This is a genomic window from Pseudomonas sp. zjy_15 (assembly GCF_043101865.1).
Classification (GTDB): Bacteria; Pseudomonadota; Gammaproteobacteria; order Pseudomonadales; family Pseudomonadaceae; genus Aquipseudomonas; species Aquipseudomonas putida_Y.
The window spans coordinates 1-24575 of record NZ_JBICII010000027.1 but is presented as its reverse complement, the minus strand read 5'-3'; the positions used below and the strand labels follow the sequence as shown (position 1 = coordinate 24575).

Sequence of the window (24575 nt, the reverse complement as noted above, 5' to 3'; positions counted from 1 at the left end):
ATGTACTTGACGCCTCAGCATGTCCTGCTTGCCGGAGCCACCGGCCTGACCGGTGAGCACCTACTGGACCGCCTGCTCAACGAGCCCACCATCACCCGCGTACTGGCGCCTACGCGCCGACCATTGGCCGAGCACCCGCACCTGGAAAACCCGGTGGGCGACCCGGCGGTATTCCTTCCGCAACTGGCTGGCCGGGTCGACATCGCTTACTGCTGCCTGGGCACCACGCTGAAGCAGGCCGGTTCCGAGTCGGCTTTCCGCGCAGTGGATCTGGACATGGTGGTCGCCTTCAGCAAGCGTGCCCGGGAAATGGGCGCACGGCATCTGCTGGTGGTCAGTGCAGTGGGCGCCGACCCCAAGTCGTCAATTTTCTATAACCGGGTCAAGGGCGAGATGGAAGAAGCGCTCAAGGCTCAGGACTGGCCACAGTTGACCATCGTGCGGCCCTCGTTCCTGCTGGGCGAGCGGCTGGAGCCAAGGCTCACTGAACAGCTTGTTGCGCCGTTTTCCAGGTTGATACCCGGGAAGTACCGGGGAATCGAGGCTTGTACCCTGGCGCGGGCCCTGTGGCGGCTGGCGCTGGAGGAAGAAGACGGCGTGCGGGTTGTGGAGTCGGATGAGTTGCGCAGGTTGGGCAGGATCTAGGCTTCGCTCGTGCTGGCCTCTTCGCGGGCGTGCCCGCGAACGGCCATCACAGGCCGCCGGTGGCCTGGAAGCCTATGCCGGCCGCTGTCAGCAAAGACAACGGCAGCAGCAGGGTATCGAGCAGCATGCTGCCGGGCAGATCCAGGCGCGGATACGCCGGAGCGTCCGCACCGTAATGATCCCGCGGGCAACACCCGCCATTGATCACATACAAATCCAGCCGGGTACCGGCATACACCACCGGTGCGCCAGGCTTGTTGGCATCCAGCGTGCGTACCGTGGCGCAGCCCCCCAGCATCAACAGCGCCAGCAACCCTGCCAGTGCTCGCTTCAATCATCCACCCCGAAGTGGTGCTCGCCCCAACGCGGCAACATGTCCTGGGGGATGTTCAGCAGGTTGAGAATACGCGCCACGACAAAGTCGACCAGGTCGTCGATGGTCTGCGGCTGGTGATAGAACCCCGGTGCCGCCGGCAGGATCACCGCGCCCATCTGCGACAGCTTGAGCATGTTTTCCAGGTGGATGGTGGAGAATGGCGCTTCGCGAGGCACCAGGATCAGCTGGCGACGCTCCTTGAGGGTAACGTCGGCAGCACGCTCGATCAGGTTGTTGCAGGCGCCAGTGGCGATGGCCGACAAGGTGCCAGTGGAACAGGGGACCACCACCATTGCCGCCGGGGCGCCAGAGCCCGAGGCTACCGGCGACATCCAGTCTTCCTTGCCATACACACGGATCTGCCCATCGGCCGCGCCGGTGTATTCAGTCAGGAAGGCCTGCATCGCCTGGGGCTTGGCCGGCAACACGACGTCCGTTTCGGTGGCCATCACCAACTGTGCGGCCTTGGAGATCAGGAAGTGCACCTCGCGGTCTTCGCGTACCAGGCAATCGAGCAGGCGAAGGCCATACTGGGCACCCGAGGCGCCCGTCATGGCCAGGGTGATGCGCTCCGGTCCGTTCATTTCAGCGCCTCGGCCAGCTTGCCGTGCAGGCCGCCGAAGCCGCCGTTGCTCATGATCACCACATGGGTGCCTGGGCGAGCCTGGCCTTTGATCCGCTCGATGATCGCTTCGAGGCTGTCGGCCACCACGCTCGGCACCTTGCACTGCGCGGCGGTTGCGGCCAGGTCCCAGCCGAGGTTGGCCGGCGCATACCAGATCACCTGGTCGGCGTCGTTGACGCTTTCTGGCAGGCCGTCACGATGGGCACCGAGTTTCATCGAGTTGGAGCGAGGCTCGATCACCGCGATCACAGGCGCCTCACCCACCTGCTTGCGCAGGCCGTCGAGCGTGGTGGCAATGGCGGTCGGATGGTGGGCGAAGTCATCGTAGATGGTCACACCTTGTACTTCGGCAACCTTCTCCATGCGCCGCTTGACGCTCTTGAACGCACTCAGGCCGTCGATACCCATGGCCGGCACCACGCCTACATGACGCGCGGCTGCCAGGGTGGCCAAGGCGTTGGCGACGTTGTGCTGGCCGGTCAGTGCCCAATCCACCACACCCTGCACTTCACCCTCGAACAGTACTTCAAAGCGCGAGCCATCGGGGCTGAGCAGGCGGGCTTGCCACTGGCCGCCCTCCCCGGTGGTTTGCACAGGGGTCCAGCAGCCCATGCCGATCACACGCTCCAGCGCTTGCTCGGTGGTCGGGTGGATGACCAGGCCTTCGCTGGGGATAGTCCGCACCAAGTGGTGGAACTGCCGCTCGATCGAGGCCAGGTCCGGGAAGATGTCTGCGTGATCGAACTCAAGATTGTTGAGGATCGCGGTACGCGGGTGATAGTGGACGAACTTCGAGCGCTTGTCGAAGAAGGCGCTGTCGTACTCATCGGCTTCCACCACAAAGAACGGCGTGTCGCCCAAACGGGCCGACACCGAGAAGTTCTGCGGCACACCACCAATCAGGAAGCCCGGGCTCATGCCAGCGTGCTCCAGCACCCAGGCCAGCATGCTGCTGGTGGTGGTCTTGCCGTGAGTACCGGCAACGGCCAACACCCAGCGGCCTTGCAGCACGTGGTCGGCCAGCCACTGCGGACCGGAGACGTAGGGCAGGCCCTTGTTCAGCACGTATTCAACCGCTGGGTTGCCGCGCGACATGGCGTTGCCGATGACCACCAGGTCTGGCGCCGGATCCAGCTGGGCCGGGTCATAGCCTTGGGTCAGCTCGATACCCTGGGCTTCGAGCTGGGTGCTCATCGGGGGGTAGACGTTGGCGTCGGAGCCGGTGACGCGGTGGCCAAGTTCCTTGGCCAGCACCGCCAGCGACCCCATGAAAGTGCCGCAAATACCGAGAATGTGAATATGCATGGTCGACCTCGCAAAACATCGAGGCAGGGTAGCCCAGGGCGCGACAAATCGCACCCGCTGTTTCGCTCAGTCGCCCCTGGTAATGCCGTGTTTGCGCAGTTTTCGATACAAGGTATTGCGGCTGATGCCCAAGTGCTCGGCGACGCGGGTGAGATGCCAGTGTTTTGCCTCCAGGACCTCCTTCAGCGCTTGCCGCTCCGCGTCGAGCAGAACCTCGGTCCCTACAGATTCACCCTCAATCTCTGCGGCACCGCCGGACCTGTGGGAGCGGGCTTGCCCGCGAACGAGGGCAACGCCCTCGCCCTCTATTGCCTGGTCGGACATCTTCGTGGGCTCGCCCGCCCCCACGGGAGGTGGGCTGGTACGGATGACTGCGGGGAGGTCCGCAAAGGTAATGCGGGCATCTTCGCAAAGCGCCACCAGGGTACGCAGCACATTGCGCATCTGCCGCACGTTCCCCGGCCAGGTATATTCGAGCAGCACCTGCCGCGCCCTGGGCTCGATGTCGATCCGTTGCCCCTGCGTCTCCTGGCGTAGCAGAAAGTCCAGCAACTGCGCCTTGTCACTGCGTTCACGCACCGCCGGCAGCGCTACCTCCAGGCCATTGAGACGGTAATACAGGTCCTCGCGGAAACTGCCCTGCTCAACCCGTTCCAGCAGGTCACGGTGCGTAGCACTGACGATGCGCACGTCCACCGCCTGTGGCTCTCCCCCGATCGGCACCACCTGGCGCTCCTCCAGCACCCGCAGCAGGCGGGTTTGCAGGGCAAGCGGCATATCGCCGATCTCGTCCAGCAGCAAGGTGCCGCCATCGGCCTGCAACAGCTTGCCCCGCATGCCCTCCTTGCGCGCGCCGGTAAAACTGCCGCCGCGATACCCGAACAGCTCACTCTCGATCAGGCTTTCCGGGATAGAAGCGCAGTTGATGGCGACGAACGGCTTGCCGCGCCGCTCACTGGCCTGATGCACAGCCTGGGCGAAGGCCTCCTTGCCACAGCCGGTCTCGCCGCGCAGCAGCAATGGCACATCGCGCTCGAACACCCGCACGCTGCGGCGGAAATCATTTTGCAACGCAGGGTCCAGCAGACAGACCAGCGGCTCCACTTCACGTGCAGGCCGCGGCTGGGCAGCCGGCACCGACCACACCGGCGCCCGGGCCTGCCCCCGCAGGCTGGCGTACACCTGGCGACCGTCCAAGGTGCGCAGCGGCCAGGCAGTGCTGCCGCCGGGCGTGGCACGGCTGAACATTTCGTCATGGCTGCACGCGAAAAAGCACTCCAACGGTTTGCCCAGCACGCCACCCCGTACCGTGCCCAGCAGGTTCAGTGCGCTTTGGTTGGCAGCGCAAATGCGCCCATCGCCGTCGAACGCCAGCAAGCCTTCGCTGAACAGGCCGACCGACTCGGCTTGCAGGTGAAAACGCAATAACCATTGCTGCTCGAAATGGCGCAGGAAATAGCAGCTCTCGATCATCTTCGCCGAAAGGTTGACCAACGCCATGGTGTGGAACTGGCTTTGCCGCGATACGTCGGGGCGGGCAGAGGACACGTCGAGTACCGCCAGCAAATCGCCATGCGGGTCGAACACCGGGCTGGCCGAGCAGGTCAGACCAGTGTGACGGCCACGGAAGTGCTCGTTCTGGTGAATGGTCAGCGCCTGGCGCTCGACCAGGCAGGTGCCGATGCCATTGGTGCCCTCGCGCGCCTCGCTCCAGTCGGCACCCAGCCACAGCCCGGCACGCTCGAAGCTGCGCCGCTCGGTGGGGGCACTGACGCAGTTGAGGATCACCCCGCGGGCGTCAGTCAGCAGCACCGCGTGGCCCGCGCCGGAAAGCTGCTGGTGCAGGCTGTTCATTTCATGGTCGGCAATTTGCAGCACCTGGTGCAGGCGCTCGCGGCTTTCCAGCAGGCGCCCATGCTCAAGCACCACCGGGGCTTCTATCACCGCCGGGTCGAGGTGGTAATCCTCCAGGCAGCGCAGCCAGGAACGGGCGATGGAAGGGTCACTGCCGCCCTCCCCGGCCCCACCATGGGCAACGCTATGGACCTGCCGGGCATGGCGAGTGAAGTGATTGCTCTGCATTGTTGTAATTCTCCGCAGATAGAGCGTCAGCCCAGCATCCTCCACCCGGGTAGGCTTTGCAATGCACACACCGGTGACGTGTCGCAAACGGCACAAAATGTCACCCCTGGCGTACCGACGCCGGCACAGCCCCTCCTTGATCAGGCCGGTAAAAATGACCCAAGTCATTGATTTGCCTGGCACGGCCAACACTGGCCCAACCCTTGCTCTATGCTTTTCAACTCCCTAAAAAGCACAATACCAAGGAGACACACCATGCGTTATGCACATCCCGGTACCGAGGGCGCGAAGGTTTCCTTCAAGAACCGCTACGGCAACTACATCGGTGGTGAGTTCGTTGCTCCGGTAAAGGGGCAGTACTTCGAAAATACCTCCCCGGTGAATGGCAAGCTGATCGCTGAATTCCCCCGTTCTACTGCCGAAGACATCGAGAAAGCCCTGGATGCCGCCCATGCAGCCGCCGACGCCTGGGGCCGCACGTCAGTGCAGGATCGTTCCAACGTGCTGCTGAAGATCGCCGACCGCATCGAGCAGAACCTCGAACTGCTGGCCATTACCGAAACCTGGGACAACGGCAAGCCGATCCGCGAAACCCTCAACGCCGACATTCCGCTGGCAGTCGACCACTTCCGCTATTTCGCTGGCTGCATCCGCGCCCAGGAAGGCGGCGCTGCCGAGATCAATGAAGGCACCGTGGCCTACCACATCCACGAGCCACTGGGCGTGGTCGGGCAGATCATCCCCTGGAACTTCCCGATCCTGATGGCGGCCTGGAAGCTTGCCCCGGCACTGGCCGCTGGTAACTGCGTGGTGCTGAAGCCTGCCGAACAGACGCCACTGGGCATCACCGTCCTGCTCGAAGTCATTGGCGACCTGTTGCCACCTGGCGTGCTCAACGTGGTGCAAGGCTACGGCCGCGAAGCCGGTGAAGCCCTGGCCACCAGCAAGCGCATCGCCAAGATCGCCTTCACCGGCTCTACCCCGGTGGGCTCGCACATCATGAAATGCGCCGCCGAGAACATCATCCCGTCCACCGTCGAACTGGGTGGCAAGTCGCCGAACGTGTACTTCGAAGACATCATGCAGGCCGAGCCAAGTTTCATCGAGAAGGCGGCAGAAGGCATGGTGCTGGCGTTCTTCAACCAGGGCGAAGTGTGCACCTGCCCGTCGCGTGCCCTGGTGCAAGAGTCGATCTACCCGCAGTTCATGGAAGTGGTGATGAAGAAGGTGCTGCAGATCAAGCGCGGCGACCCGCTGGACACCGACACCATGGTCGGCGCCCAGGCCTCGCAGCAGCAGTTCGAAAAGATCCTCTCGTACCTGCAGATTGCCCAGGACGAAGGCGCCGAGCTGCTCACCGGCGGCAAGGTCGAGAAGCTGGAAGGTGCGCTGGCTACCGGTTACTACATCCAGCCGACCCTGCTCAAGGGCAACAACAAGATGCGCGTGTTCCAGGAAGAAATCTTCGGCCCGGTGGTCAGCGTCACCACCTTCAAGGACGAAGCCGAAGCGCTGGCGATTGCCAACGACACCGAGTTCGGCCTGGGTGCCGGCGTGTGGACCCGCGACATCAACCGTGCCTACCGCATGGGCCGCGGCATCAAGGCTGGCCGTGTGTGGACCAACTGCTACCACCTGTACCCGGCGCATGCCGCGTTCGGTGGGTACAAGAAGTCGGGGGTCGGGCGTGAGACGCACAAGATGATGCTGGATCACTATCAGCAGACCAAGAACCTGCTGGTGAGCTACGACATCAATCCGTTGGGCTTCTTCTAGACCGCGTCGCCTTCTTCGCGGGTAAACCCGCTCCTACAGGTCCTGCGCTGGTCTTGAATCTTGCGCAATCCCTGTAGGAGCTGGTTCACCCGCGAAGAGGCCAGGCCGGCATACCCTGAACCCAGGGCGGCAACCGTGCACCAGCCGCTCTGGCTCGCTTCCTGCAGTACCCATCACCATCGGCCCGGAACCCTTCCGGCCACCAAGAAAAACAACAGGTGAATCTATGCCAAGCGAACATTCCGCCGGAACGCCGGCAGGCTCTTCCGTCGACTTCGAGAAAGTCGGCTCTGACTATTTCCAGCAACGTGAACTGAAAAAAGGCGCCGCCGGCTGGGTACTGCTGGTCGGCCTGGGCGTGGCCTACGTCATTTCCGGCGATTACGCCGGCTGGAACTTTGGCTTGGCTCAGGGCGGCTGGGGTGGCATGTTCCTGGCCACCTTGCTGATGGCCACCATGTACCTGTGCATGTGCTTCTCGCTGGCCGAGCTGTCGTCGATGATCCCCACTGCTGGCGGCGGCTACGGCTTTGCCCGCAGTGCCTTCGGCCCGTGGGGCGGCTTTCTGACCGGCACGGCGATCCTGATCGAATACGCCATCGCCCCTGCCGCCATCGCGGTGTTCATCGGCGCCTACTGCCAATCGCTGTTCGGTATCGGCGGCTGGATGATCTACCTGGCGTTCTACATCGTGTTCATCAGCATCCACATTTTCGGCGTGGGTGAGGCACTGAAGCTGATGTTCATCATCACCGCCATTGCCGCCATTGCCCTGGCCGTATTCCTGATAGGCATGGTGCCCCATTTTGATGCGGCCAACCTGTTCGACATCGCCAAAACGGACGCCGTCGGCGCCAGCAGCTTCCTGCCGTTCGGCTATGTCGGCGTGTGGGCAGCCATCCCCTACGCCATCTGGTTCTTCCTTGCCGTCGAAGGCGTGCCACTGGCCGCAGAAGAAACCAAGAACCCCAAGCGTGACCTGCCACGCGGCCTGATCGGTGCCATGCTGGTACTGCTGGCCTTCGCCTTGCTGATCCTGGTGGTCGGCCCGGGCGGCGCAGGCTCCGAGGCGCTGAAGGCCTCCGGTAACCCGCTGGTCGAAGCCCTGTCGAAGGCCTACGGCGGCTCCACCTGGATGGGCGGCTTCGTCAACCTGGTCGGTCTGGCCGGGCTGATCGCCAGCTTCTTCTCGATCATCTATGCCTATTCCCGGCAGATCTTCGCCCTGTCCCGCGCCGGTTACCTGCCGCGCAAACTGTCGGAAACCAACAAAAGCAAGGCCCCGGTACTGGCCTTGGTCATCCCCGGCATCATCGGTTTTGCCCTGTCGCTGACGGGCCAGGGTGACTTGCTGATCCTGGTGGCAGTATTTGGCGCTACCCTGTCTTACGTGCTGATGATGGCTGCGCACATTACCCTGCGCATCCGCCGGCCAAAGATGGAACGCCCATACCGCACCCCGGGCGGCATCTTCACCTCCGGTCTGGCCCTGGTGCTGGCGTGCATCGCCGTGGTCGCCGGATTCCTGGTTGACCCGCGGGTAGTCATTGGCGCTGCAGTGATCTATGCGGTATTAATTGCCTACTTTGCTTTCTACAGCCGCCACCACCTGGTCGCGGGCACACCGGAAGAGGAATTCGCCGCGATCCAGAAGGCCGAAGAGGCCCTGCACTGATCGTCGCCACCCGCCGCGGGGCAACCCGCGGCTCTGGAGATTCTGTATGGCAAGTTTCGTACACACGGTCGGCCATCTGGTCTACCGCTTCGACAGCCTCAAGGAAGTGATGGCCAAGGCCAGCCCGGCACGCTCCGGGGACTGCCTGGCAGGCGTGGCGGCCAGCAACGACGCCGAGCGCGTCGCCGCGCAGATGGCGTTGGCCAATATTCCGCTGACGCACTTTCTCAATGAAGCACTGATCCCTTACGAAGCAGATGAAGTTACCCGCCTGATCATCGACACCCACGATGCCCAGGCCTTCGCCCCGGTCAGCCACCTGACCGTGGGTGGCCTGCGTGACTGGCTGCTGAGCGAGGAAGCCAACGAAGACAGCCTGCGCGCCCTGGCGCCCGGGTTGACCCCGGAAATGGCCGCTGCCGTGTCAAAGATCATGCGCGTGCAGGACCTGGTGCTGGTGGCGCAGAAAATCCGCGTGGTCACCCGGTTCCGCGGCACCATGGGCCTGCGCGGGCGCCTGTCGACCCGGCTGCAACCCAACCACCCGACAGACGAACCGGCCGGTATTGCCGCCAGTATTCTCGACGGCTTGCTGTACGGCAACGGCGACGCCATGATCGGCATCAACCCGGCCACCGACAGCATCGCTTCGATCTGCGCCCTGCTGGAAATGCTCGACGCCATCATCCAGCGCTACGACATCCCCACCCAGTCCTGCGTACTGACCCACGTCACCACCTCGATCGAAGCGATCAACCGCGGCGTGCCACTGGACCTGGTGTTCCAGTCCATCGCCGGTACAGAGGCGGCCAATGCCGGCTTCGGCATCAACCTGAACGTATTGCAGGAAGGCTACGAAGCCGGTCTGTCGCTGAAACGTGGCACCCTCGGGCAGAACCTGATGTATTTCGAAACCGGCCAGGGCAGCGCGCTCTCGGCCAACGCCCACCACGGCGTCGACCAGCAGACCTGCGAAACCCGCGCCTATGCCGTGGCCCGTCACTTCAAGCCGTTCCTGGTCAACACCGTGGTCGGTTTCATTGGCCCGGAATACCTGTACAACGGCAAGCAGATCATCCGCGCCGGCCTCGAAGACCATTTCTGCGGCAAACTGCTGGGCGTGCCGATGGGTTGCGATATCTGCTACACCAACCATGCCGAAGCCGATCAGGACGACATGGACACCTTGCTGACGCTGCTGGGTGTGGCCGGCATCAACTTCATCATGGGCATCCCCGGCTCCGACGACATCATGCTCAACTACCAGACCACCTCGTTCCATGACGCGCTGTACGCGCGCCAGACCCTGGGCCTGAAGCCCGGGCCGGAATTCGAGGCATGGCTGGCCCGCACCGGCATCTTCACCCAGGCCGATGGCCGGGTGCGCTTCGGTGACAACCTGCCGCCGGCCTTCCGCCAGGCCTTGGCACAGCTTGCATAGGGATGACCATGGACCATCGCACGCCTACCCCCGACAACCCTTGGCTGGCCCTGCGCAACCTGACCCCGGCGCGCATCGCCCTGGGCCGCACCGGCACCAGCCTGCCGACCGGGGCGCAGCTGGACTTCCAGTTCGCCCATGCCCAGGCACGTGATGCCGTGCACCTGGCTTTCGACCACGCCGGCCTGGCCAGCCAGCTGAGTGACCGCGGGCGCGAAAGCCTGGTGTTGCACAGCGCTGCCAGCGACCGCCACCAGTACCTGCAGCGGCCGGACCTTGGCCGGCGGCTGAACGAAGACTCGATTGCGACCCTTCGCCAGCATGCCCAGGCCAACCCCGGCGGCGTCGACCTGGCCATCGTGGTGGCTGACGGCCTCTCGGCACTGGCCGTGCATCGCCACACGCTACCGTTCCTGACCCGCTTCGAGGAACAGGCTGCCGCCGACGGCTGGACCAGCGCCCCGGTGGTGCTGGTCCAGCAGGGCCGTGTGGCAGTGGCCGACGAGGTCGGCGAGCTGCTGGGCGCACGGATGACGGTGATGCTGATCGGTGAACGCCCGGGGCTGAGCTCGCCCGACAGCCTTGGCCTGTATTTCACCTATGCACCCAAGGTCGGCCTGACCGATGCCTACCGCAACTGCATTTCCAATATCCGCCTGGAGGGGCTGAGCTATGGCATGGCGGCGCACCGCCTGTTGTACTTGATGCGCGAAGCCTGCCGGCGCCAGCTTTCCGGGGTGAATCTGAAGGACGAAGCCGAGGTACATAGCCTGGAGAATGAAGACAGCGCCAGCCAGAAAGGTAACTTCCTGCTCGGCAAACGGTAAAAAACCTGTCACGGAAGGCGGATTGCACTTGTGCCGTGCATTGGGGCAGCATGCCCTTGAACGCTGCTGGCATTCCGCTGTTTCCCAAATGGACTCTGAGGGCCGCACATGCGCATCATCAAGGCAACCCTGGAACACCTCGACCTGATCACGCCGTTGTTCGTCAAATACCGTGAATTCTACGGGCAGTTGCCCTACCCCGACAGCTCGCGCAGCTTTTTGGAAAAGCGCCTGAAGCGGGATGAATCGGTGATTTACCTGGCACTTCCGGATGATGACGACGGCAAACTGCTGGGCTTTTGCCAGCTGTACCCGAGCTACTCGTCGCTATCGTTGAAGCGGGTATGGATTCTCAACGATATCTATGTAGCTGAGGACTCCCGGCGCATGCTGGTGGCCGACCACCTGATTCGCGAAGCGAAGAAAATGGCCAAAGAGACCAATGCTGTGCGCATGCGGGTGTCGACCAGCGCGAACAATGAAGTGGCGCACAAGACTTACGAATCCATCGGTTTTCGCGAGGATACCGAGTTCAAGAGCTACATTCTGCCGATCAGTCAGGATTGACCGGCACCGACCTCTGAGCGGGCACGCCCGCTCAGAAGCTGGTAAAGGAATACCCCTCTACCGTAACCCCCCGCTACAAACTCCTCGGGCATGATCCTCACTTAGCCGTATAATGGCGCACCTGTCATGTGTGAAAATTTACCCCTCCCCCGGTAACCAAGCCTACGCCCAAGAACACAGGTGCTGTACATGGATTTCAACCCGCTGGACCTTATCCTGCATCTCGATGCCTACCTCGATCTGCTGGTCACCAACTACGGTCCCTGGATCTACGCCATCCTGTTCACCGTGATCTTCTGCGAAACCGGCCTGGTAGTCATGCCATTCCTGCCGGGCGACTCGCTGCTGTTCATCGCCGGCGCCGTTGCGGCGGGTGGTGGCATGGACCCGGTGCTGCTGGCCGGCCTGCTGATGGCCGCTGCAATCCTGGGCGACAGCACCAATTACGTGATCGGCCGAACGGTCGGCGAGCGTTTGTTCAACAACCCCAACTCCAAGATCTTCCGCCGCGACTACCTGCAGCGTACCCACGATTTCTATGAACGCCATGGCGGCAAGACCGTGACCATGGCGCGCTTCCTGCCTATCTTGCGTACCTTTGCACCGTTCGTCGCGGGCATCGCTCACATGCACTACCCACGCTTCCTCGGCTTCAGCGTTGCCGGTTCGCTGCTATGGGTCGGCGGCCTGGTCACCTTGGGCTACTTCTTCGGCAACGTGCCGTTCATCAAGCAGCACCTGTCGCTGATGGTCGTGGGCATCATCATCCTGTCGCTGGTGCCGATGATCATCGGCTTGCTGCGTGGGCGCCTGGGCCGTACGGCCAAGGCTCACTGAACAGGTAAAGAACGAACGGCATGTGGTCATTCAGCGCCTGGCGGCGCAAGCGTACTCTGGCGCGTTACCCGGTCACGCCACAGCAATGGCAGGCCGTACGCGAGCGGCTGCCGATGCTGGACGGCATCAGCGACGCTGAAGACCACTGGCTGCGCGAAGCCTGCATCCTGTTCCTGCTCGACAAGCACCTCACCTGCCTGCCCGGTGTCGAACTGGACGACGAGCAGCGCCTGTTGCTGGCTGCCCAGGCACAGTTACCGCTGCTTCACCTGGGTGAGCTGAACTGGTACCAAGGCTTCCACGAAATCATTCTGTACCCCGACGACTTCAAGAGCCCCCAGCGCCACCGCGATGCCAGTGGCGTGGAGCATGTATGGGACGGCGAGCACAGTGGCGAAGCCTGGCAGCAGGGGCCGATCATCCTGGCCTGGAACGGCGTGCTGGCCAGTGGTGGCTGGGAGGCCTACAACCTGGTCATCCATGAGCTGGCGCACAAGCTCGACATGCTCAATGGCGATGCCAACGGCCTGCCACCGTTGCACAGCGGCATGCCAGTTGATGAGTGGGCAAGCGCCATGCAGCAGGCTTACGACGATCTCAACCAGCAACTGGACGCCAACCCCGACGCCGAAACCGCCATCGACCCCTATGCTGCGGAAAACCCGGCGGAGTTCTTTGCCGTTACCAGCGAGTACTTCTTTAGTGCCCCCGACCTGCTTCATCAGGCTTATCCACAGGTCTACCACCAGTTGTCGAAGTTCTACCGGCAAGACCCGCTGGCGCGCCTGTGCCGGCTGCAGGCGGAACACCCCGAGTACCGCGAAAGCCACGCCTGACGGGCCCGCACATCAGGCCAAGCGTGGCGTGCCCCGGCAGAATGTGCCTATAATCGCCGCCACTTTTTGGTCAAACACGGGGGCACTGCCCAATGAGCTACAGCAAGATTCCGGCGGGCAAAGACCTGCCGAACGACATCTACGTCGCCATCGAGATCCCGGCCAACCACGCGCCGATCAAATACGAAATCGACAAGGACAGCGATACGCTGTTCGTCGACCGTTTCATGGCTACCCCGATGTTCTACCCAGCCAACTATGGCTTCATCCCGAACACCCTGGCTGACGACGGTGACCCGCTGGACGTGCTGGTGGTTACCCCTTACCCAGTGGCCCCAGGCTCGGTTATCCGCGCCCGTCCGGTTGGCGTGCTGAACATGACCGACGACGGTGGCGGCGACGCCAAGGTCATCGCTGTTCCTCACGACAAGCTGTCGCAGCTGTACGTTGACGTCAAGGAATACACCGACCTGCCAGCCCTGCTGATCCAGCAGATCGAGCACTTCTTTGCCAACTACAAAGATCTCGAGAAGGGCAAATGGGTCAAGATCGAAGGCTGGGAAGGCGCCGACGCCGCCCGTGCCGCGATCACCAAATCGGTCGCTGCCTACAAGGGCTGATTCCGACTGCAGGGAAACCCCGCTTTGGCGGGGTTTTTCATGCCTGAATGGAACGCGCTCACTGCGGGGAACAAATCCTACACAGTCCTACACCAGCATCCTACAAACAGCCTCTTTTCGTACAAATCCCGTCAACACCTGGTTCATTTCCTTACTGGCAACCCGCCGCTACACTCGCCGCCATGAACACTTCCGGCGACCGCCTCAGGGCCCTGCTCCACGAATGTGGCCTGACCCCTTCCGATTTCGCCGCCCAGCGCAGCGTCACAGCACAGCACGTCAACAACTGGTTCAAACGCGGTGTACCTTTGGCCCGGCTGGACGAACTGGCCGATCTGTTCTGTGTGCACCGACGTTGGCTGCGCACCGGTGAAGGCCCCAAATACCCCAACCCACTCCTGCGCAACGGCCTTCCACGGCCAGCGCCCGCCAATCCGCTTACCCCGCTGTGGGAACATCGTGGCCGGGTATTGAAGGTGCCCTACTACGAAGTGCGCAACGGCTTGCTGTCGCCGGTGGGCAGCAAGCACCTGCGCTTGCCGGCAAAAACCCTGAAGGGCTTGGGCGTGCAAGCCAGCAATGCAATCTGCCTGGCAATGCCGGCCAACAACATGCTCCCGCTGATTCCGCTGGAAGCGACCCTGGCCATCGACCTGGGCATGACCCAGGTGGTCGAGGGCGAAACCTATGCCCTGCTGCAAAACGGCATGCTCAGGGTGAACAACCTCAGTGTTGGCGAGCACGGCATCCTGTACCTGCACAGCCATGACAGGCGCAACTACGCGGTCGAACGCTACACCCCTGCTCAGCGTCAGGCGCAGGGCCTGGAAATTCTTGGCTGGGTGTTCCATTGGTCACATTTCCGCCAGCAGCGGCCCAGCTGAAGCACCCTGCGCAATTTTTTGCTGGGCATCCTGCGCCCGCCCTTGTATGCTACGCCGCACATTAAGCCCCGACCGGCGCGAGCCGCGGTCCAGAGGGCTCGGCGATATCCCACACGGGCATCTGCCATCTCTTTCAGGCCCTTGATGGCCACACAGTTAAGGCGATTGCGGCTTACCATAAATTAGTCGGAAGCGTCCCCGAGAAGCCGGCCACAAGCCGGCTTTTTAATTCAACAAGCCTTTAAAAAACGCTCACAATCCGCGGGTTTCCAGCCCCCTCGCCCGTCCATAGAACGAAGCCACTTGTGCCTTCAGTCGCGCTCAGGCCCCACTGTCGCAAGCGACCTTGGTGTGTCTGCTTTTTCTTGCAGCGTATATGGACATCAATTTGATATTTCGAAATCTTCCAATGGAAAGGATTTTTTTGGGGTGAGCGTTTCGCGTCAGACTATAATAAAACGATTAGATGAGAGCCGACACCTGCTGCCATCCTCGGAGATTGCTGATTAATAACATTTAATCTGTGAAGGCTTGATGTAGCGATGAGGATTTAATATGAACGCCTTATTGAAAGAGCTGCACGCCTATCATCATGAAGTGGCCACCAAAATTAATCAGATCAAAGAGTTACTGGAGAGGATAAGGCACGGGTCTGCGGGTGCCGATGACCGCAAGCTGTTGTTTAAGCAACTGGAAGCCTTGCATGGTGATGCAGAGCGGCACCACCATGAAAATGAAGAGCTTATTCGGCTGGCCTTGCTGGCAACCGAGGCCCCGATCCACCAACGGGTCAAGGATATCGAGCAAGATCATCAAGCCTTCAAGCGAATTGCCGGACAACTCAAGATGTTGGAGCACTCAACGCAGGAGGCAAGAGTAATCGCCGACACGATAGAAGACTTCATCAAGAAATATTATGATCATATGGATGCCGAGGAGAATATTTTCTTTCCGGTGGCAGACAAGTGGTTGTCAGACACCCAATGGCAGGAAATAAAGCTTCAATGGCACTAACCAGAGATTTAAATACCTTTCATTAAAATAAGGTTAGTTTAACACTCGACCCCGCAACTTTATTGCACTGATAACCGATGGTGCATATACCCTCCTATGGCAGTTTACGGCAAGGTGGATTGGTCGGACGCTTACGGTAGGTTTCCACAGAGCACATTCTTAACGCTCAGTCCGATAGGTACTATCAGTGACCGACTGAAGGACTTTGCCGCTTGCTGTTGCATACCTCGGAAAAACTGAACCTTGCTCTGCCATTCTCCTTGGCCTGATACAAAGCTTGGTCTGCCAGGCCTACAAGCTGATGTGCGTCCTGCCCCTGCTTAGGCTGGAGACAGGCTACGCCTTGTGAAATAGTCACCCGGTCAGCGACCAATGACTCCACATGAGGGATCTTCAGATTCTCCACAGCATCAGACAACTGCTGAGCAACGGTAGCGGCGCCACTGAGGTGGGTGCCGGGCAGAATGCAGACAAACTCTTCACCGCCATAGCGCGCAACCATATCCAAAGGTCGTCTGATCCCACTGTCCAGGGCCGCAGCGACACGGCGCAGGCACTGGTCCCCCGCTAGATGCCCATAGTGGTCATTGAAGCGTTTGAAGTAATCGATGTCGACAAGAATCAGTCCTAGCCACCCTCCGTCACGGCATAAATGACTCCAGGCTGCATGGAGGTGTTGCTCGAAAGCTCGTCGGTTGGATATGCCTGTCAAACCGTCGATTGACGCCTGGCTCTTCAAGTAGTCGCTTTGCAACTTCAAAGTCAGATGGGTTTTTACCCGAGCGCGGGCAATACCGGGATGAAATGGCTTGCTAATGTAGTCAACAGCACCAAGCTCAAGTCCTTTTGCCTCGTCCGCCTCTTCCCCCTTGGCGGTTACGAATATCACAGGAATGGCTGCCGTCAACGGACTGGCCTTAAGGCGACGACATACCTCATAGCCGTCTATGCCGGGGAGCATCACATCGAGCAGGATCAAGTCCGGGAACTGTGTCAGGGCCATGTCCACTGCCTTATTTCCATCCATGGCCATGTAGATTTCATGGTCAGCACGAAATAGCTCATTCAGCGCGTGGATATTGAGTGCCTGGTCATCCACGATCAATAAACGCGGCTTGACCTTTGGATGTCCAGATTCATCGTTCATCAACATTCCTTTTGAGTGAATCGGTCAGCTTATCGCACCACAGGGCGGCTGACTGGAAATCCAGATCGTCGACGGCCTGCTTAAGCGCGTCAAAGATCGCTTTGCTGTGTAACGGTACCGCATCCTGCAAGGACTCAGCTCGCTGGAGTGCGACGAGATTACTGCTGACCAACAGCGCTCGCAGGCCACTCAATTCAATTTCCCAGTCCCTCTCCGTGAATGCAAGTGGTCGTTCAGTCGCGAATACCACGGAAGTGGCAAAGGCAAGATTAAGCCGTGTGCAGTCAGACGCGAGTTGCATGTGCAGGTGCGATAGCCACCGAGGATTGGCCATGAACGACTGCCCCTCCTCCGGCGACGCCTGCAGAAGGCGCTGCTCCAGCTCGGCAGCCAGCGCGGATAGCCCACTAGCACCCATGGTGCCGGCACTGCCCTTGATGGTGTGCAATTGCATCAACACACCGGCCTTTTCGCTGTTGCTGCAGTGCCGCTCCAGCTTATCAAGATTACGTCGCATCTCATCTGGAAAACGCTGCAGCACGTTACGCAACAGTGTCAGGTTACCGCCGAAGCGCCGCAACACACTCTCGGTTGACTCATCGCTCGGCGAGTCGCTCGATTGAATGGCCGGCCGGACAGGCACCTCTCGGTCCAGCAGCTTCCTGAGAACCGCTACAAGGTTTTCCAGATCGACAGGTTTGCCTACATGTTCATTCATTCCAGCGGCCAGGCACGCCTCACGCTCGGAGGTTGAGGCGTTTGCAGTCATGGCGACAATAGGCAAGCCCCAATGAAGGGGGCTTTGACGAATCCGACGGGTTGCCTCCAGCCCGTCCATGTCAGGCATCTGGATATCCATCAGTACCGCATCGAAGGTTTGCACGCCATTCAACACGGCCTCGACACCCTGCTGCCCCCCCTCAGCCAACGTCACTTTAGCCCCCTCGAGTTCCAGCAGTTCCTGAGCCACCTGGCGATTGAGCGGATTATCCTCAACCACCAATAACTTGATACCGTCGAGCCTGGATAGCGGGCTCACGGGCCCAGTGACATTGGAAGATTGCGTACCTGAGACTGCAAGCTCCACAGTAGTGGCAAGCTGCTTAGGGGTGATTGGCTTGCTCAAGACCGCAACATAAGGCTCCTGTGGCCCCTGCTGTAAACTCGCGAACACCTCGTGACTATGCGCAGTAACCATCACCACTACCGGCGCAGAATCCATGAGCGAGTCCCGTATAAGGCGAGCAGCAGTCAGGCCATCGACATCCGGCATGCGCCAATCCATCAACACTACATCGTAAGGGCGCACATTCGCAGCACGCAGCACGCGCTCCACCGCCTCTCGCCCTCTACTGGCCTGATCGACTTGCCATCCTAACGCGACAGCAGTTCTAGCGAGTACTTCGCGGGCCGTGTGATTGTCGTCGACCACCAACACATTGAGGTCAGGAAAAACTGTCGTGTGCTCTGTCTCCATGGTATTCGCCAAAGCGAATTCCAGCTCGAACCAGAAACAGCTGCCCACCCCTGGCTGGCTGTCCACTCTCAGGATGCCGCCCATCAGCTCGATCAGCCGCTTACAGATCGCCAGCCCCAGGCCCGTCCCACCATAACGGCGACTGATGGAGGCCTCGGCCTGGCTGAACCCGTCGAAGATCCGCTGGAGTTGCTCTTCGCTGATACCTATTCCCGTATCGGTCACAGAAATTCGCAGCCGAACAGCATCGGGCCGACGATCACAGACTCTGAGACTCACGGTAATCTCGCCACGCTCAGTGAACTTGAGCGCATTGCCAGCCAGATTGATAAGAATCTGTTGCAGACGCAGGCTGTCGCCCACCAGGCATGGGGGTAATGAGGTATCGAGATCGAACAACAATTCGACATCCTTATCTGCCTGGTTGCCCCCCAGCACCGCAGCAAGGTCCGTCATCAGCCCATTGATCTCGAAGGGATGTGGATCGAGCTGCAGCTTGCCGGCTTCGATCTTGGAGTAGTCAAGAATGTCATTGAGCAACCCCAAAAGCGATTTGGCAGCGCCGTGCGCCTTGCGGATATAGTCAAGCTGCCGCGCATCAAGCTCTGTGGCCTGAACCAAATGCAGCATGCCCAGCACAGCATTCATGGGTGTGCGAATTTCATGGCTCATGTTGGCCAGGAAAGCACTCTTGGCGGCATTGGCCGCGTCTGCCTGTTCTTTAGCGAGAAACAAGCGTGACTGCAGCTCATGTTCTACAGTGACATCGCGATTTATGCCTATAACTTTCCGGCAGCCTGTTTCAGCAACATACTCGATCCTGGCAGCGGCCTGAACATAACGAATACCGCCACCGGGTAACTGAAGGCGGAACAGTGTCTCGAATACGCCGTTCCCATCAAGTAATCCCTGTAGCAATCGGGCGGCAACTTCAGCGTCGTCGGGGTGCAGGCGCTCCTGCCAGTGCTTGTAACTCAGGCCAACCGCTTTCAAGGCGAGCGGCTGTTCATAAATCTCGAACATCCGATCATTCCACTGCAGATCATCGTCTTCGGGAGACCACGTCCACACCCCCAGTTTCGCCACATCCGAAGCCAAGGCCAGCTGGTCGCGTGCCGAAGCGATGGCATCATGCTGACGCCGCTGTTCGGAAAGATCGAAGAGCACGGCGACGAGCATGGGCTGACCGCCAATCTGCATGCAGCCCAGCGTGACCTGCGCGGGAAAGATAAGCCCATCCTTGCGGCGAGCCTCCACTTCTCGGGAAACCCCGGTCATATTGCTGCTGGCCGGATCACCAAGCGCATCCTGCGAGAGCGACAAGTCACCCTCGAATAAAGCGGGCAACAAGACTCCAACGTCACTGCCGACAAGCTCGTCAGGTTGGTAGCCGAAAACGTTCTGCGTAGCACGATTGCAAGACTGAATCACCCCTGTCCGATCGATCCTGATGACAGGGTTGACGGCTGTATCGAGAATGGTCTGTGTCAGTGCCAGGCTGTCGGCCAAGCGCTCCTCTACCTGCTTGCGCCGGCTGATATCGATAGCGATACCCAGGTATCCACTCAACCTGCCATCGGCATTGTGCATGCCGGTGACCAGCAACGTAACACTGAAACGCGTGCCGTCCTTGCGCACGTACGTCCATTCCCGAACCTCCGCCTCGCCCAGAGAAGCCTTGTGCACAAAAACGCGGAAGCCCCCTATCGTTTCTCCATAGGCCCGGCTCAACTCCTCGCCTCGTTGTGCCATCTCCTCATCCAGATGGAACATACCGGGGGTGCGAAGGCCAACGACTTCCTCGGCCGTGTAGCCAAGCAATTGCTCAGCCCCTCTGTTGAAAACGGTGATGATGCCCTCGAGGTCGGTCGCGATGATCGAGACCTGTGATGCCGAGTGCAGGACGTTGGTCAGCAGGGCATTCAGCTCGCGCAGCTCTGTCGTGCGCTCGGCCACCTGATGCTCCAGGCCAACATTCAGTTCCAGAATGCGTGCCTCTGCCCGCTTCTGCTGGGTGATGTCGCGAACGGTCTTGGAGGCCCCAACAACCCGCCCTGCTGCATCACAAATAGGCGAGACTGTTACCGAAACGTCTAACGACTGGCCGTCTTTACGCACTCGTCGGGTCTCAAAGTGCTCGATACGCTCGCTGCGAGCTATTTTCTCCAGCAAATGCACTTCCTCGTCCGCCAACTCGCAGGGCAATATCCGGCCCAGTAAAGTGCGGCCCAGTACTTCATCGCTGCCATAGCCAAAAATCTTCTCGGCGCCATGGTTCCAGGCCGTGACGATGCCATCCAGGGTCTGGCCAATGATTCCATCGTTGGAGTTCTCAACAATGGCTGCGAGCTTGGCCTGTTCCGCCAGAACGTCGCGTCGACGTCTACGGCTGACACTGAAAACCCCCACCAATGCCGTGATCAACAGGGTGCTGCACAGCCCGATGCCAAAGGCACTGCGGGGGGAGAACTGGCGTAACTCCTGCACGAAAGAGGGGTATGCAACCAACTCGATTTCCCAGCGACGACCAAAAACCAACTGGGTCAAATGGGTGCGCATGACCTCTTGCTGTTCCCCGCCATTTTGATTGCGCTCATAGAATTGCACAGGGGCGGCCGCATCGGTCACGTCACGCAAATGCAACCGAATTCCATCGGATGGCAATGGCAGCCCTGTAAGGACCTCTTCGGTCAGTAGCGGTGCATAACTCCAACCAAAACCTTGTGCCACTCTTTCGGCAACGGTATCCGGCGTATTTCCCGTTCGGTAGATCGGCAGCAGGAACAAGAATGACTGCAGCGGTTTGCCCGTTGCCTGGACCAAGGTGATCGGACCCGTGAGACGCGCAGCTCCCGTGCGCATTGCCGCGCCAGCAGCCTCTCGCCTGTTCTTTTCTGACGCGATATCCAAACCTACCGCTGCCAGGTTCTTCTCCTGAGGCTCGATGTACTGAATGACGAAGCGCTCGCCCTCATGTGGCGTAAGCTGGCGTATCGTGAAATCAGGTTTGCCATCGAGCCTGGCCTTTTGCAGGAAAGCCGCTTCGGCACTGGCTGGAACGCGACGAATGAAACCGAAGCCGCGAGCCCCCGGAAACTCGGTATCGAGGTCTCGAGTCTTGATGTAAGTCAAAAAGCCATGACGGCTGGCCTGTTGCTCGCCCATGACCTGAAGAGCACCACGCGCTCCTCTCAAACCGAACTCATAAAGATGGATGCGTGCAGCAACAGCATCGCTTGTACGCTGGACTGCACGGGTCAATGCAGCCTCGGCATGCGCCCTGTTCTGATTCATCAGAACGTAGGAGGTCATAAGGGTAACCGCCAGGCCTGCGACAAACACAGCGATCATCGCTGTAACAGATCCAAGCTTCAGAATACGATCTTTCAATTTCACCCCACATCAGCGGCTGGCCAAACGAGAAAAATCGATTGCGCTAGATTGGCCTCAGATTGCCGGTCTCCAGCATCTGTTGCAGTTGCAGGAACGGTACTGGTCGGCAGTAGTGATATCCCTGCATCAGCCAGCAACCCAGTGCCATGAGGCTGATCGCCTGCTCTTGGTTTTCCACACCTTCGGCAATCAGTTCCAACCCCAGCGCCTGGCCCATACGCACAATGGCTTCGATGATGGCGGCATCACTGTGGTCGTCAAGCATGTCACGCACAAAACTCTGGTCGATTTTCAGCACATCGATGGGCAGTTGTTTGAGGTAACTAAGGCTGGAGTAGCCGGTACCAAAATCGTCGATTGCCAGCCGCACGCCCATGCGCTTCAGTGCTTCAAGTGTTTCTCGCGCCTTGACGACATTGTCTGCCAACACGCCCTCCGTGATTTCCAGCTCAAGCAGGTACGCAGGAAGCCCTGAGTCCTGGAGCCCCCTACGTATCATGTCGAAGAAATTATCTTCACGAAATTGAACAGCGGAAATATTGACACTGACGGGGACTTGAAATCCTGAATCCATCAATAGGCAGGCGTCTTTACAGGCCTGCGTCAGTACTTGACGCCCCAGTGGAACAATCAGTCCAGTCTCCTCTGCGACCGGAATGAATTCACCTGGTGAAAGCAGCGTGCCATCGGGTTGTCGACAGCGAATCAACGCTTCCATGCCACGCATACATCCCGTTCGGGCATCCATTTTCGGCTGATAGAAAACCTCGAAGACGCCCTGTTCCAAGGCGCTGCGCATATGTTGCTCAAGCATATGCCTGGCACGGGTGCTGGTTTCCAATGTCCGGGAAAAGAAGCGTGAGCGATTCCTGCCTTCACGTTTGGCCTGATACATGGCTGCATCGGCGTGGCTGTAAAGCGCTTCCAGGTCGGTACTGTCTTCGGGGTAGATACTGACACCAATACTGGTGGTAATGCTGTAACGCTTCTCGCCAATCTGCATCGGGGACGCAAGCGTCCGCAATAACTGTTCGCACAAGTCCCCAATAGCTTCTAGCCGGACCACTTGCGGCAGTAAAATCACGAACTCATCGCCTCCCGGCCGGCTCACCGTATCCTGCGGCCGAACGCTGCTGGCCAAACGCTCAGCGACGCACTTTAGAATGGCATCCCCGACTGAATGCCCCAATGAGTCATTGATGCTCTTGAAATGATCCAGATCCAACAGTAACAACGCGACCTTGCTGCCGTTGCTTTGGGCCTGCTGAATCGATTGTGCTGCGCGGTTCGTGAATAGTTGACGGTTGGGCAAGCCAGTTAGCGCATCAAAATAAGACAAGCGCTTGGCTTCATTGCGCAGATTCAGGTGGGCGCGTACATGGGCCCTTACCACGGGAACATTGATAGGCTTCTGGATAAAGCCAACCCCTCCGAACTCCAGGGCACGAACTTGATTGTCGCACTGGGTATGGGAGCTGACGAACAGGACGGCAGCGTCACAGAGCTTTGGGTCGGTCTTGATCGCCCGGCACAATGCAAAGCCATTCATGTCGGGTAACTCGATGTCGATAAGGATCAGGTCGGGGCGGTATTCCCCGGCCACCTGCAGCGCTTCACGGCCGTCATGGGCAACATGAACCTCACCGAAGCTGCTGACAGACCCTTGAAGAACTTCACGATCGCTTGATTGGTCATCAACGATCAGGATCACAGAGTTCATCTGATCTGCCAGATCAAGCATGTGTGACTCCTGGAAATCCATTTCAAAGCGTCAGCGTAGACGATCAGCTGCGAATTGCGCAGTCAGACAAGCCTGTGACCAACAGGTTGCTCACAATGGACTGCTGATATCCCGTAATGCGATGTGAGCTCATGGCTTAAGGTGCTCAGTGATTACATTGAAGTTCCGAGGGTCAGCCTGCCCCAACATCCAGAATGAAGATCCAGCTACAACAACCCATTGAATGCTGAAGAATGGATTTAGGGGTAGCAGACAAAAGGACAACGGAAATGCCCACCCCGTCACTGTGGTAGCGGGATGGGCGATTGTCCGACAGGCGCGGGTGATCAAGGGCATGCCTGGCCAGTGATCAGCCCTGCCCCTGGTCGACTCAAGGTTGCGCGTACTTGAGTACGTACAGGCACAGCTCGCGGTAGACATCGACAGGCAGTTGCGACATCAGCTTCTGAGCCTGGCCGAGGGTTTTACAATTGAGCTCGGCCATCGCCCGACGGTGTTCCGAACCCAGCAGGCCGGCATGCACCACCTGCGCATACTGAATATAAGAACAGGGGAAATCGGCTTGGGGGCTGCGTTGGACCTTGAAGTCGATCTTCAGGTCTGCCCCGCGGAAGAATGCTCTGCCCTGATAGGTCTGCTGGGGCACGAGAAGCCCTTTTTCCGGGCAGGTGCTGTGACAGACCGGAAGGCTATTCTTATCCGTCTCCAGGCCACGTCGATAGATCACGATTTCGGAACCCGGTACCTCGATACAGGCGTTTTCGAAAGCATCGATGATGGACCTGCCATTGATTTGCGCCTCTTCGATCTGCGTCAGGCTGACCACACGCTCGATCTCCTGATTGCCAACGCTGTTGACCACACGGTCCAGGGTCGACCAGTGGCTGAATTCTTTCTGACACGCAATCAGATGGACCTCGCTCTGATAGCCCTGTCGGGCGGCTTCAGGTGGAAAATCAGCGAAATGAGGGCTGTCGAGCGCGGTCTCCATGATGATGTTGTATTTGTTTTCCATCGCATACGTGCAAATCAATGCCCCCAGCCGCCAGATGAACGACTCGGTATGCTCGTAGACATACAGCACGCCTTTGTCTTCCATGGCCCGATAGTGAGGGTGCAGTTCACGAAAATGGGTTTCGTAAAGGCGAACGTAATTGTCGTACCGCCCGCTCTTCAGCAGCGCGTTTTCCAGCAAGTACGTCTTACCCGAGCCTTGTGCACCGGCAATGATGAGCATTTTGGGCTTGAGCACGCCGTCGACATAGTCGCGCTTCTTGTCGAACAATGTGTCGACGACCTTTCTGAAT

General features: G+C 59.7%; 19 protein-coding genes. 11 read left to right on the top strand and 8 right to left on the bottom strand.

The genetic code is table 11. The features are described 5' to 3' along the window. Positions 1-645, top strand: coding sequence for an oxidoreductase (locus ACF8EF_RS03955; protein ID WP_176684376.1), 645 nt, complete (start codon positions 1-3; stop codon positions 643-645). Between the two features lie 46 nt (positions 646-691). On the opposite strand, the gene ACF8EF_RS03950 is transcribed toward ACF8EF_RS03955, so the two are convergent. The 4 genes from ACF8EF_RS03950 to ACF8EF_RS03935 all read right to left on the bottom strand — a co-directional run bounded on the left by ACF8EF_RS03950 (position 692) and on the right by ACF8EF_RS03935 (position 5033). Continuing rightward, positions 692-979, bottom strand: coding sequence for a YceK/YidQ family lipoprotein (locus tag ACF8EF_RS03950; RefSeq protein WP_176684375.1), 288 nt, complete (start codon positions 977-979; stop codon positions 692-694). Next, a complete protein-coding gene (gene ubiX, locus ACF8EF_RS03945) occupies positions 976-1605 on the bottom strand; it encodes a flavin prenyltransferase UbiX (RefSeq protein ID WP_003255348.1) in 630 nt (209 codons plus the stop codon). The genes ACF8EF_RS03950 and ubiX overlap by 4 nt, the downstream gene beginning before the upstream one ends. Beyond that, complete coding sequence (gene mpl / locus ACF8EF_RS03940) at positions 1602-2951, bottom strand: UDP-N-acetylmuramate:L-alanyl-gamma-D-glutamyl-meso-diaminopimelate ligase (protein ID WP_392460580.1); 1350 nt, start codon at positions 2949-2951, stop codon at positions 1602-1604. Before mpl ends, ubiX begins: the two co-directional genes overlap by 4 nt. Positions 2952-3017: 66 nt before the next feature. Continuing rightward, positions 3018-5033, bottom strand: a complete 2016-nt coding sequence (locus tag ACF8EF_RS03935) for a sigma-54-dependent Fis family transcriptional regulator (protein ID WP_339535105.1) — start codon at positions 5031-5033, stop codon at positions 3018-3020. Between the two features lie 255 nt (positions 5034-5288). Between ACF8EF_RS03935 and ACF8EF_RS03930 the strand changes: the two genes are divergently transcribed. The 10 genes from ACF8EF_RS03930 (at position 5289) to ACF8EF_RS03885 (ending at position 15510) form a co-directional block, all read left to right on the top strand. Next, on the top strand, positions 5289-6809 hold the full coding sequence (locus ACF8EF_RS03930) for an aldehyde dehydrogenase family protein (protein WP_176684372.1): 1521 nt from the start codon (positions 5289-5291) through the stop codon (positions 6807-6809). Between the two features lie 226 nt (positions 6810-7035). Continuing rightward, the gene (eat, locus tag ACF8EF_RS03925; RefSeq protein WP_392460579.1) at positions 7036-8484 is read left to right on the top strand and encodes an ethanolamine permease; all 1449 of its coding nucleotides are present in this window, start codon (positions 7036-7038) and stop codon (positions 8482-8484) included. Positions 8485-8530: 46 nt separating this feature from the next. Further along, on the top strand, positions 8531-9925 hold the full coding sequence (locus ACF8EF_RS03920; protein ID WP_010951821.1) for an ethanolamine ammonia-lyase subunit EutB: 1395 nt from the start codon (positions 8531-8533) through the stop codon (positions 9923-9925). Positions 9926-9933: 8 nt separating this feature from the next. After that, positions 9934-10752, top strand: a complete 819-nt coding sequence (gene eutC, locus ACF8EF_RS03915; RefSeq protein WP_392460578.1) for an ethanolamine ammonia-lyase subunit EutC — start codon at positions 9934-9936, stop codon at positions 10750-10752. Positions 10753-10860: 108 nt separating this feature from the next. Then, the gene (locus ACF8EF_RS03910) at positions 10861-11319 is read left to right on the top strand and encodes a GNAT family N-acetyltransferase (RefSeq protein ID WP_028697785.1); all 459 of its coding nucleotides are present in this window, start codon (positions 10861-10863) and stop codon (positions 11317-11319) included. Between the two features lie 189 nt (positions 11320-11508). Beyond that, positions 11509-12156: a DedA family protein gene (locus ACF8EF_RS03905; protein WP_021783945.1), complete on the top strand. Its 648-nt coding sequence runs from the start codon at positions 11509-11511 to the stop codon at positions 12154-12156. A gap of 20 nt (positions 12157-12176) precedes the next feature. Continuing rightward, the gene (locus ACF8EF_RS03900; protein ID WP_392460577.1) at positions 12177-12992 is read left to right on the top strand and encodes a zinc-dependent peptidase; all 816 of its coding nucleotides are present in this window, start codon (positions 12177-12179) and stop codon (positions 12990-12992) included. A gap of 92 nt (positions 12993-13084) precedes the next feature. Beyond that, complete coding sequence (gene ppa, locus ACF8EF_RS03895; protein WP_003255365.1) at positions 13085-13612, top strand: inorganic diphosphatase; 528 nt, start codon at positions 13085-13087, stop codon at positions 13610-13612. Between the two features lie 182 nt (positions 13613-13794). Next, the gene (locus ACF8EF_RS03890) at positions 13795-14496 is read left to right on the top strand and encodes an XRE family transcriptional regulator (protein ID WP_176684370.1); all 702 of its coding nucleotides are present in this window, start codon (positions 13795-13797) and stop codon (positions 14494-14496) included. A gap of 555 nt (positions 14497-15051) precedes the next feature. Then, positions 15052-15510 carry a hemerythrin domain-containing protein gene (locus ACF8EF_RS03885; RefSeq protein WP_176684369.1) on the top strand — a complete coding sequence of 153 codons (459 nt, stop codon included), beginning with the start codon at positions 15052-15054 and terminating at the stop codon, positions 15508-15510. A gap of 184 nt (positions 15511-15694) precedes the next feature. Here the strand turns inward: ACF8EF_RS03885 and ACF8EF_RS03880 are convergent, their stop codons facing one another. The 4 genes from ACF8EF_RS03880 to ACF8EF_RS03865 all read right to left on the bottom strand — a co-directional run. Further along, a complete protein-coding gene (locus ACF8EF_RS03880; protein ID WP_392460575.1) occupies positions 15695-16657 on the bottom strand; it encodes a diguanylate cyclase domain-containing protein in 963 nt (320 codons plus the stop codon). Beyond that, positions 16647-21524, bottom strand: a complete 4878-nt coding sequence (locus ACF8EF_RS03875) for a PAS domain S-box protein (protein ID WP_392460574.1) — start codon at positions 21522-21524, stop codon at positions 16647-16649. The genes ACF8EF_RS03880 and ACF8EF_RS03875 overlap by 11 nt, the downstream gene beginning before the upstream one ends. 46 nt (positions 21525-21570) lie before the next feature. Next, on the bottom strand, positions 21571-23268 hold the full coding sequence (locus ACF8EF_RS03870) for an EAL domain-containing protein (RefSeq protein ID WP_392460572.1): 1698 nt from the start codon (positions 23266-23268) through the stop codon (positions 21571-21573). 370 nt (positions 23269-23638) lie between these two features. After that, positions 23639-24575, bottom strand: a 937-nt coding sequence (locus tag ACF8EF_RS03865) for a zeta toxin family protein (protein ID WP_392460571.1), incomplete at its 5' end; no start/stop codon positions are given.

Excerpts from the sequence above, each read along its gene's own strand:
- ACF8EF_RS03870 (WP_392460572.1), bottom strand. The coding sequence starts at position 23,268 with ATGCTTGATCTGGCAGATCAGATGAACTCTGTGATCCTGATCGTTGAT.
- ACF8EF_RS03930 (WP_176684372.1), top strand. The coding sequence starts at position 5,289 with ATGCGTTATGCACATCCCGGTACCGAGGGCGCGAAGGTTTCCTTCAAG.
- ACF8EF_RS03905 (WP_021783945.1), top strand. The coding sequence starts at position 11,509 with ATGGATTTCAACCCGCTGGACCTTATCCTGCATCTCGATGCCTACCTC.
- ubiX (WP_003255348.1), bottom strand. The coding sequence starts at position 1,605 with ATGAACGGACCGGAGCGCATCACCCTGGCCATGACGGGCGCCTCGGGT.
- eat (WP_392460579.1), top strand. The coding sequence starts at position 7,036 with ATGCCAAGCGAACATTCCGCCGGAACGCCGGCAGGCTCTTCCGTCGAC.
- ACF8EF_RS03935 (WP_339535105.1), bottom strand. The coding sequence starts at position 5,033 with ATGCAGAGCAATCACTTCACTCGCCATGCCCGGCAGGTCCATAGCGTT.
- ACF8EF_RS03885 (WP_176684369.1), top strand. The coding sequence starts at position 15,052 with ATGAACGCCTTATTGAAAGAGCTGCACGCCTATCATCATGAAGTGGCC.
- ACF8EF_RS03900 (WP_392460577.1), top strand. The coding sequence starts at position 12,177 with ATGTGGTCATTCAGCGCCTGGCGGCGCAAGCGTACTCTGGCGCGTTAC.
- ACF8EF_RS03890 (WP_176684370.1), top strand. The coding sequence starts at position 13,795 with ATGAACACTTCCGGCGACCGCCTCAGGGCCCTGCTCCACGAATGTGGC.
- ppa (WP_003255365.1), top strand. The coding sequence starts at position 13,085 with ATGAGCTACAGCAAGATTCCGGCGGGCAAAGACCTGCCGAACGACATC.
- ACF8EF_RS03880 (WP_392460575.1), bottom strand. The coding sequence starts at position 16,657 with ATGAACGATGAATCTGGACATCCAAAGGTCAAGCCGCGTTTATTGATC.
- ACF8EF_RS03955 (WP_176684376.1), top strand. The coding sequence starts at position 1 with ATGTACTTGACGCCTCAGCATGTCCTGCTTGCCGGAGCCACCGGCCTG.
- mpl (WP_392460580.1), bottom strand. The coding sequence starts at position 2,951 with ATGCATATTCACATTCTCGGTATTTGCGGCACTTTCATGGGGTCGCTG.
- ACF8EF_RS03910 (WP_028697785.1), top strand. The coding sequence starts at position 10,861 with ATGCGCATCATCAAGGCAACCCTGGAACACCTCGACCTGATCACGCCG.
- eutC (WP_392460578.1), top strand. The coding sequence starts at position 9,934 with ATGGACCATCGCACGCCTACCCCCGACAACCCTTGGCTGGCCCTGCGC.
- ACF8EF_RS03920 (WP_010951821.1), top strand. The coding sequence starts at position 8,531 with ATGGCAAGTTTCGTACACACGGTCGGCCATCTGGTCTACCGCTTCGAC.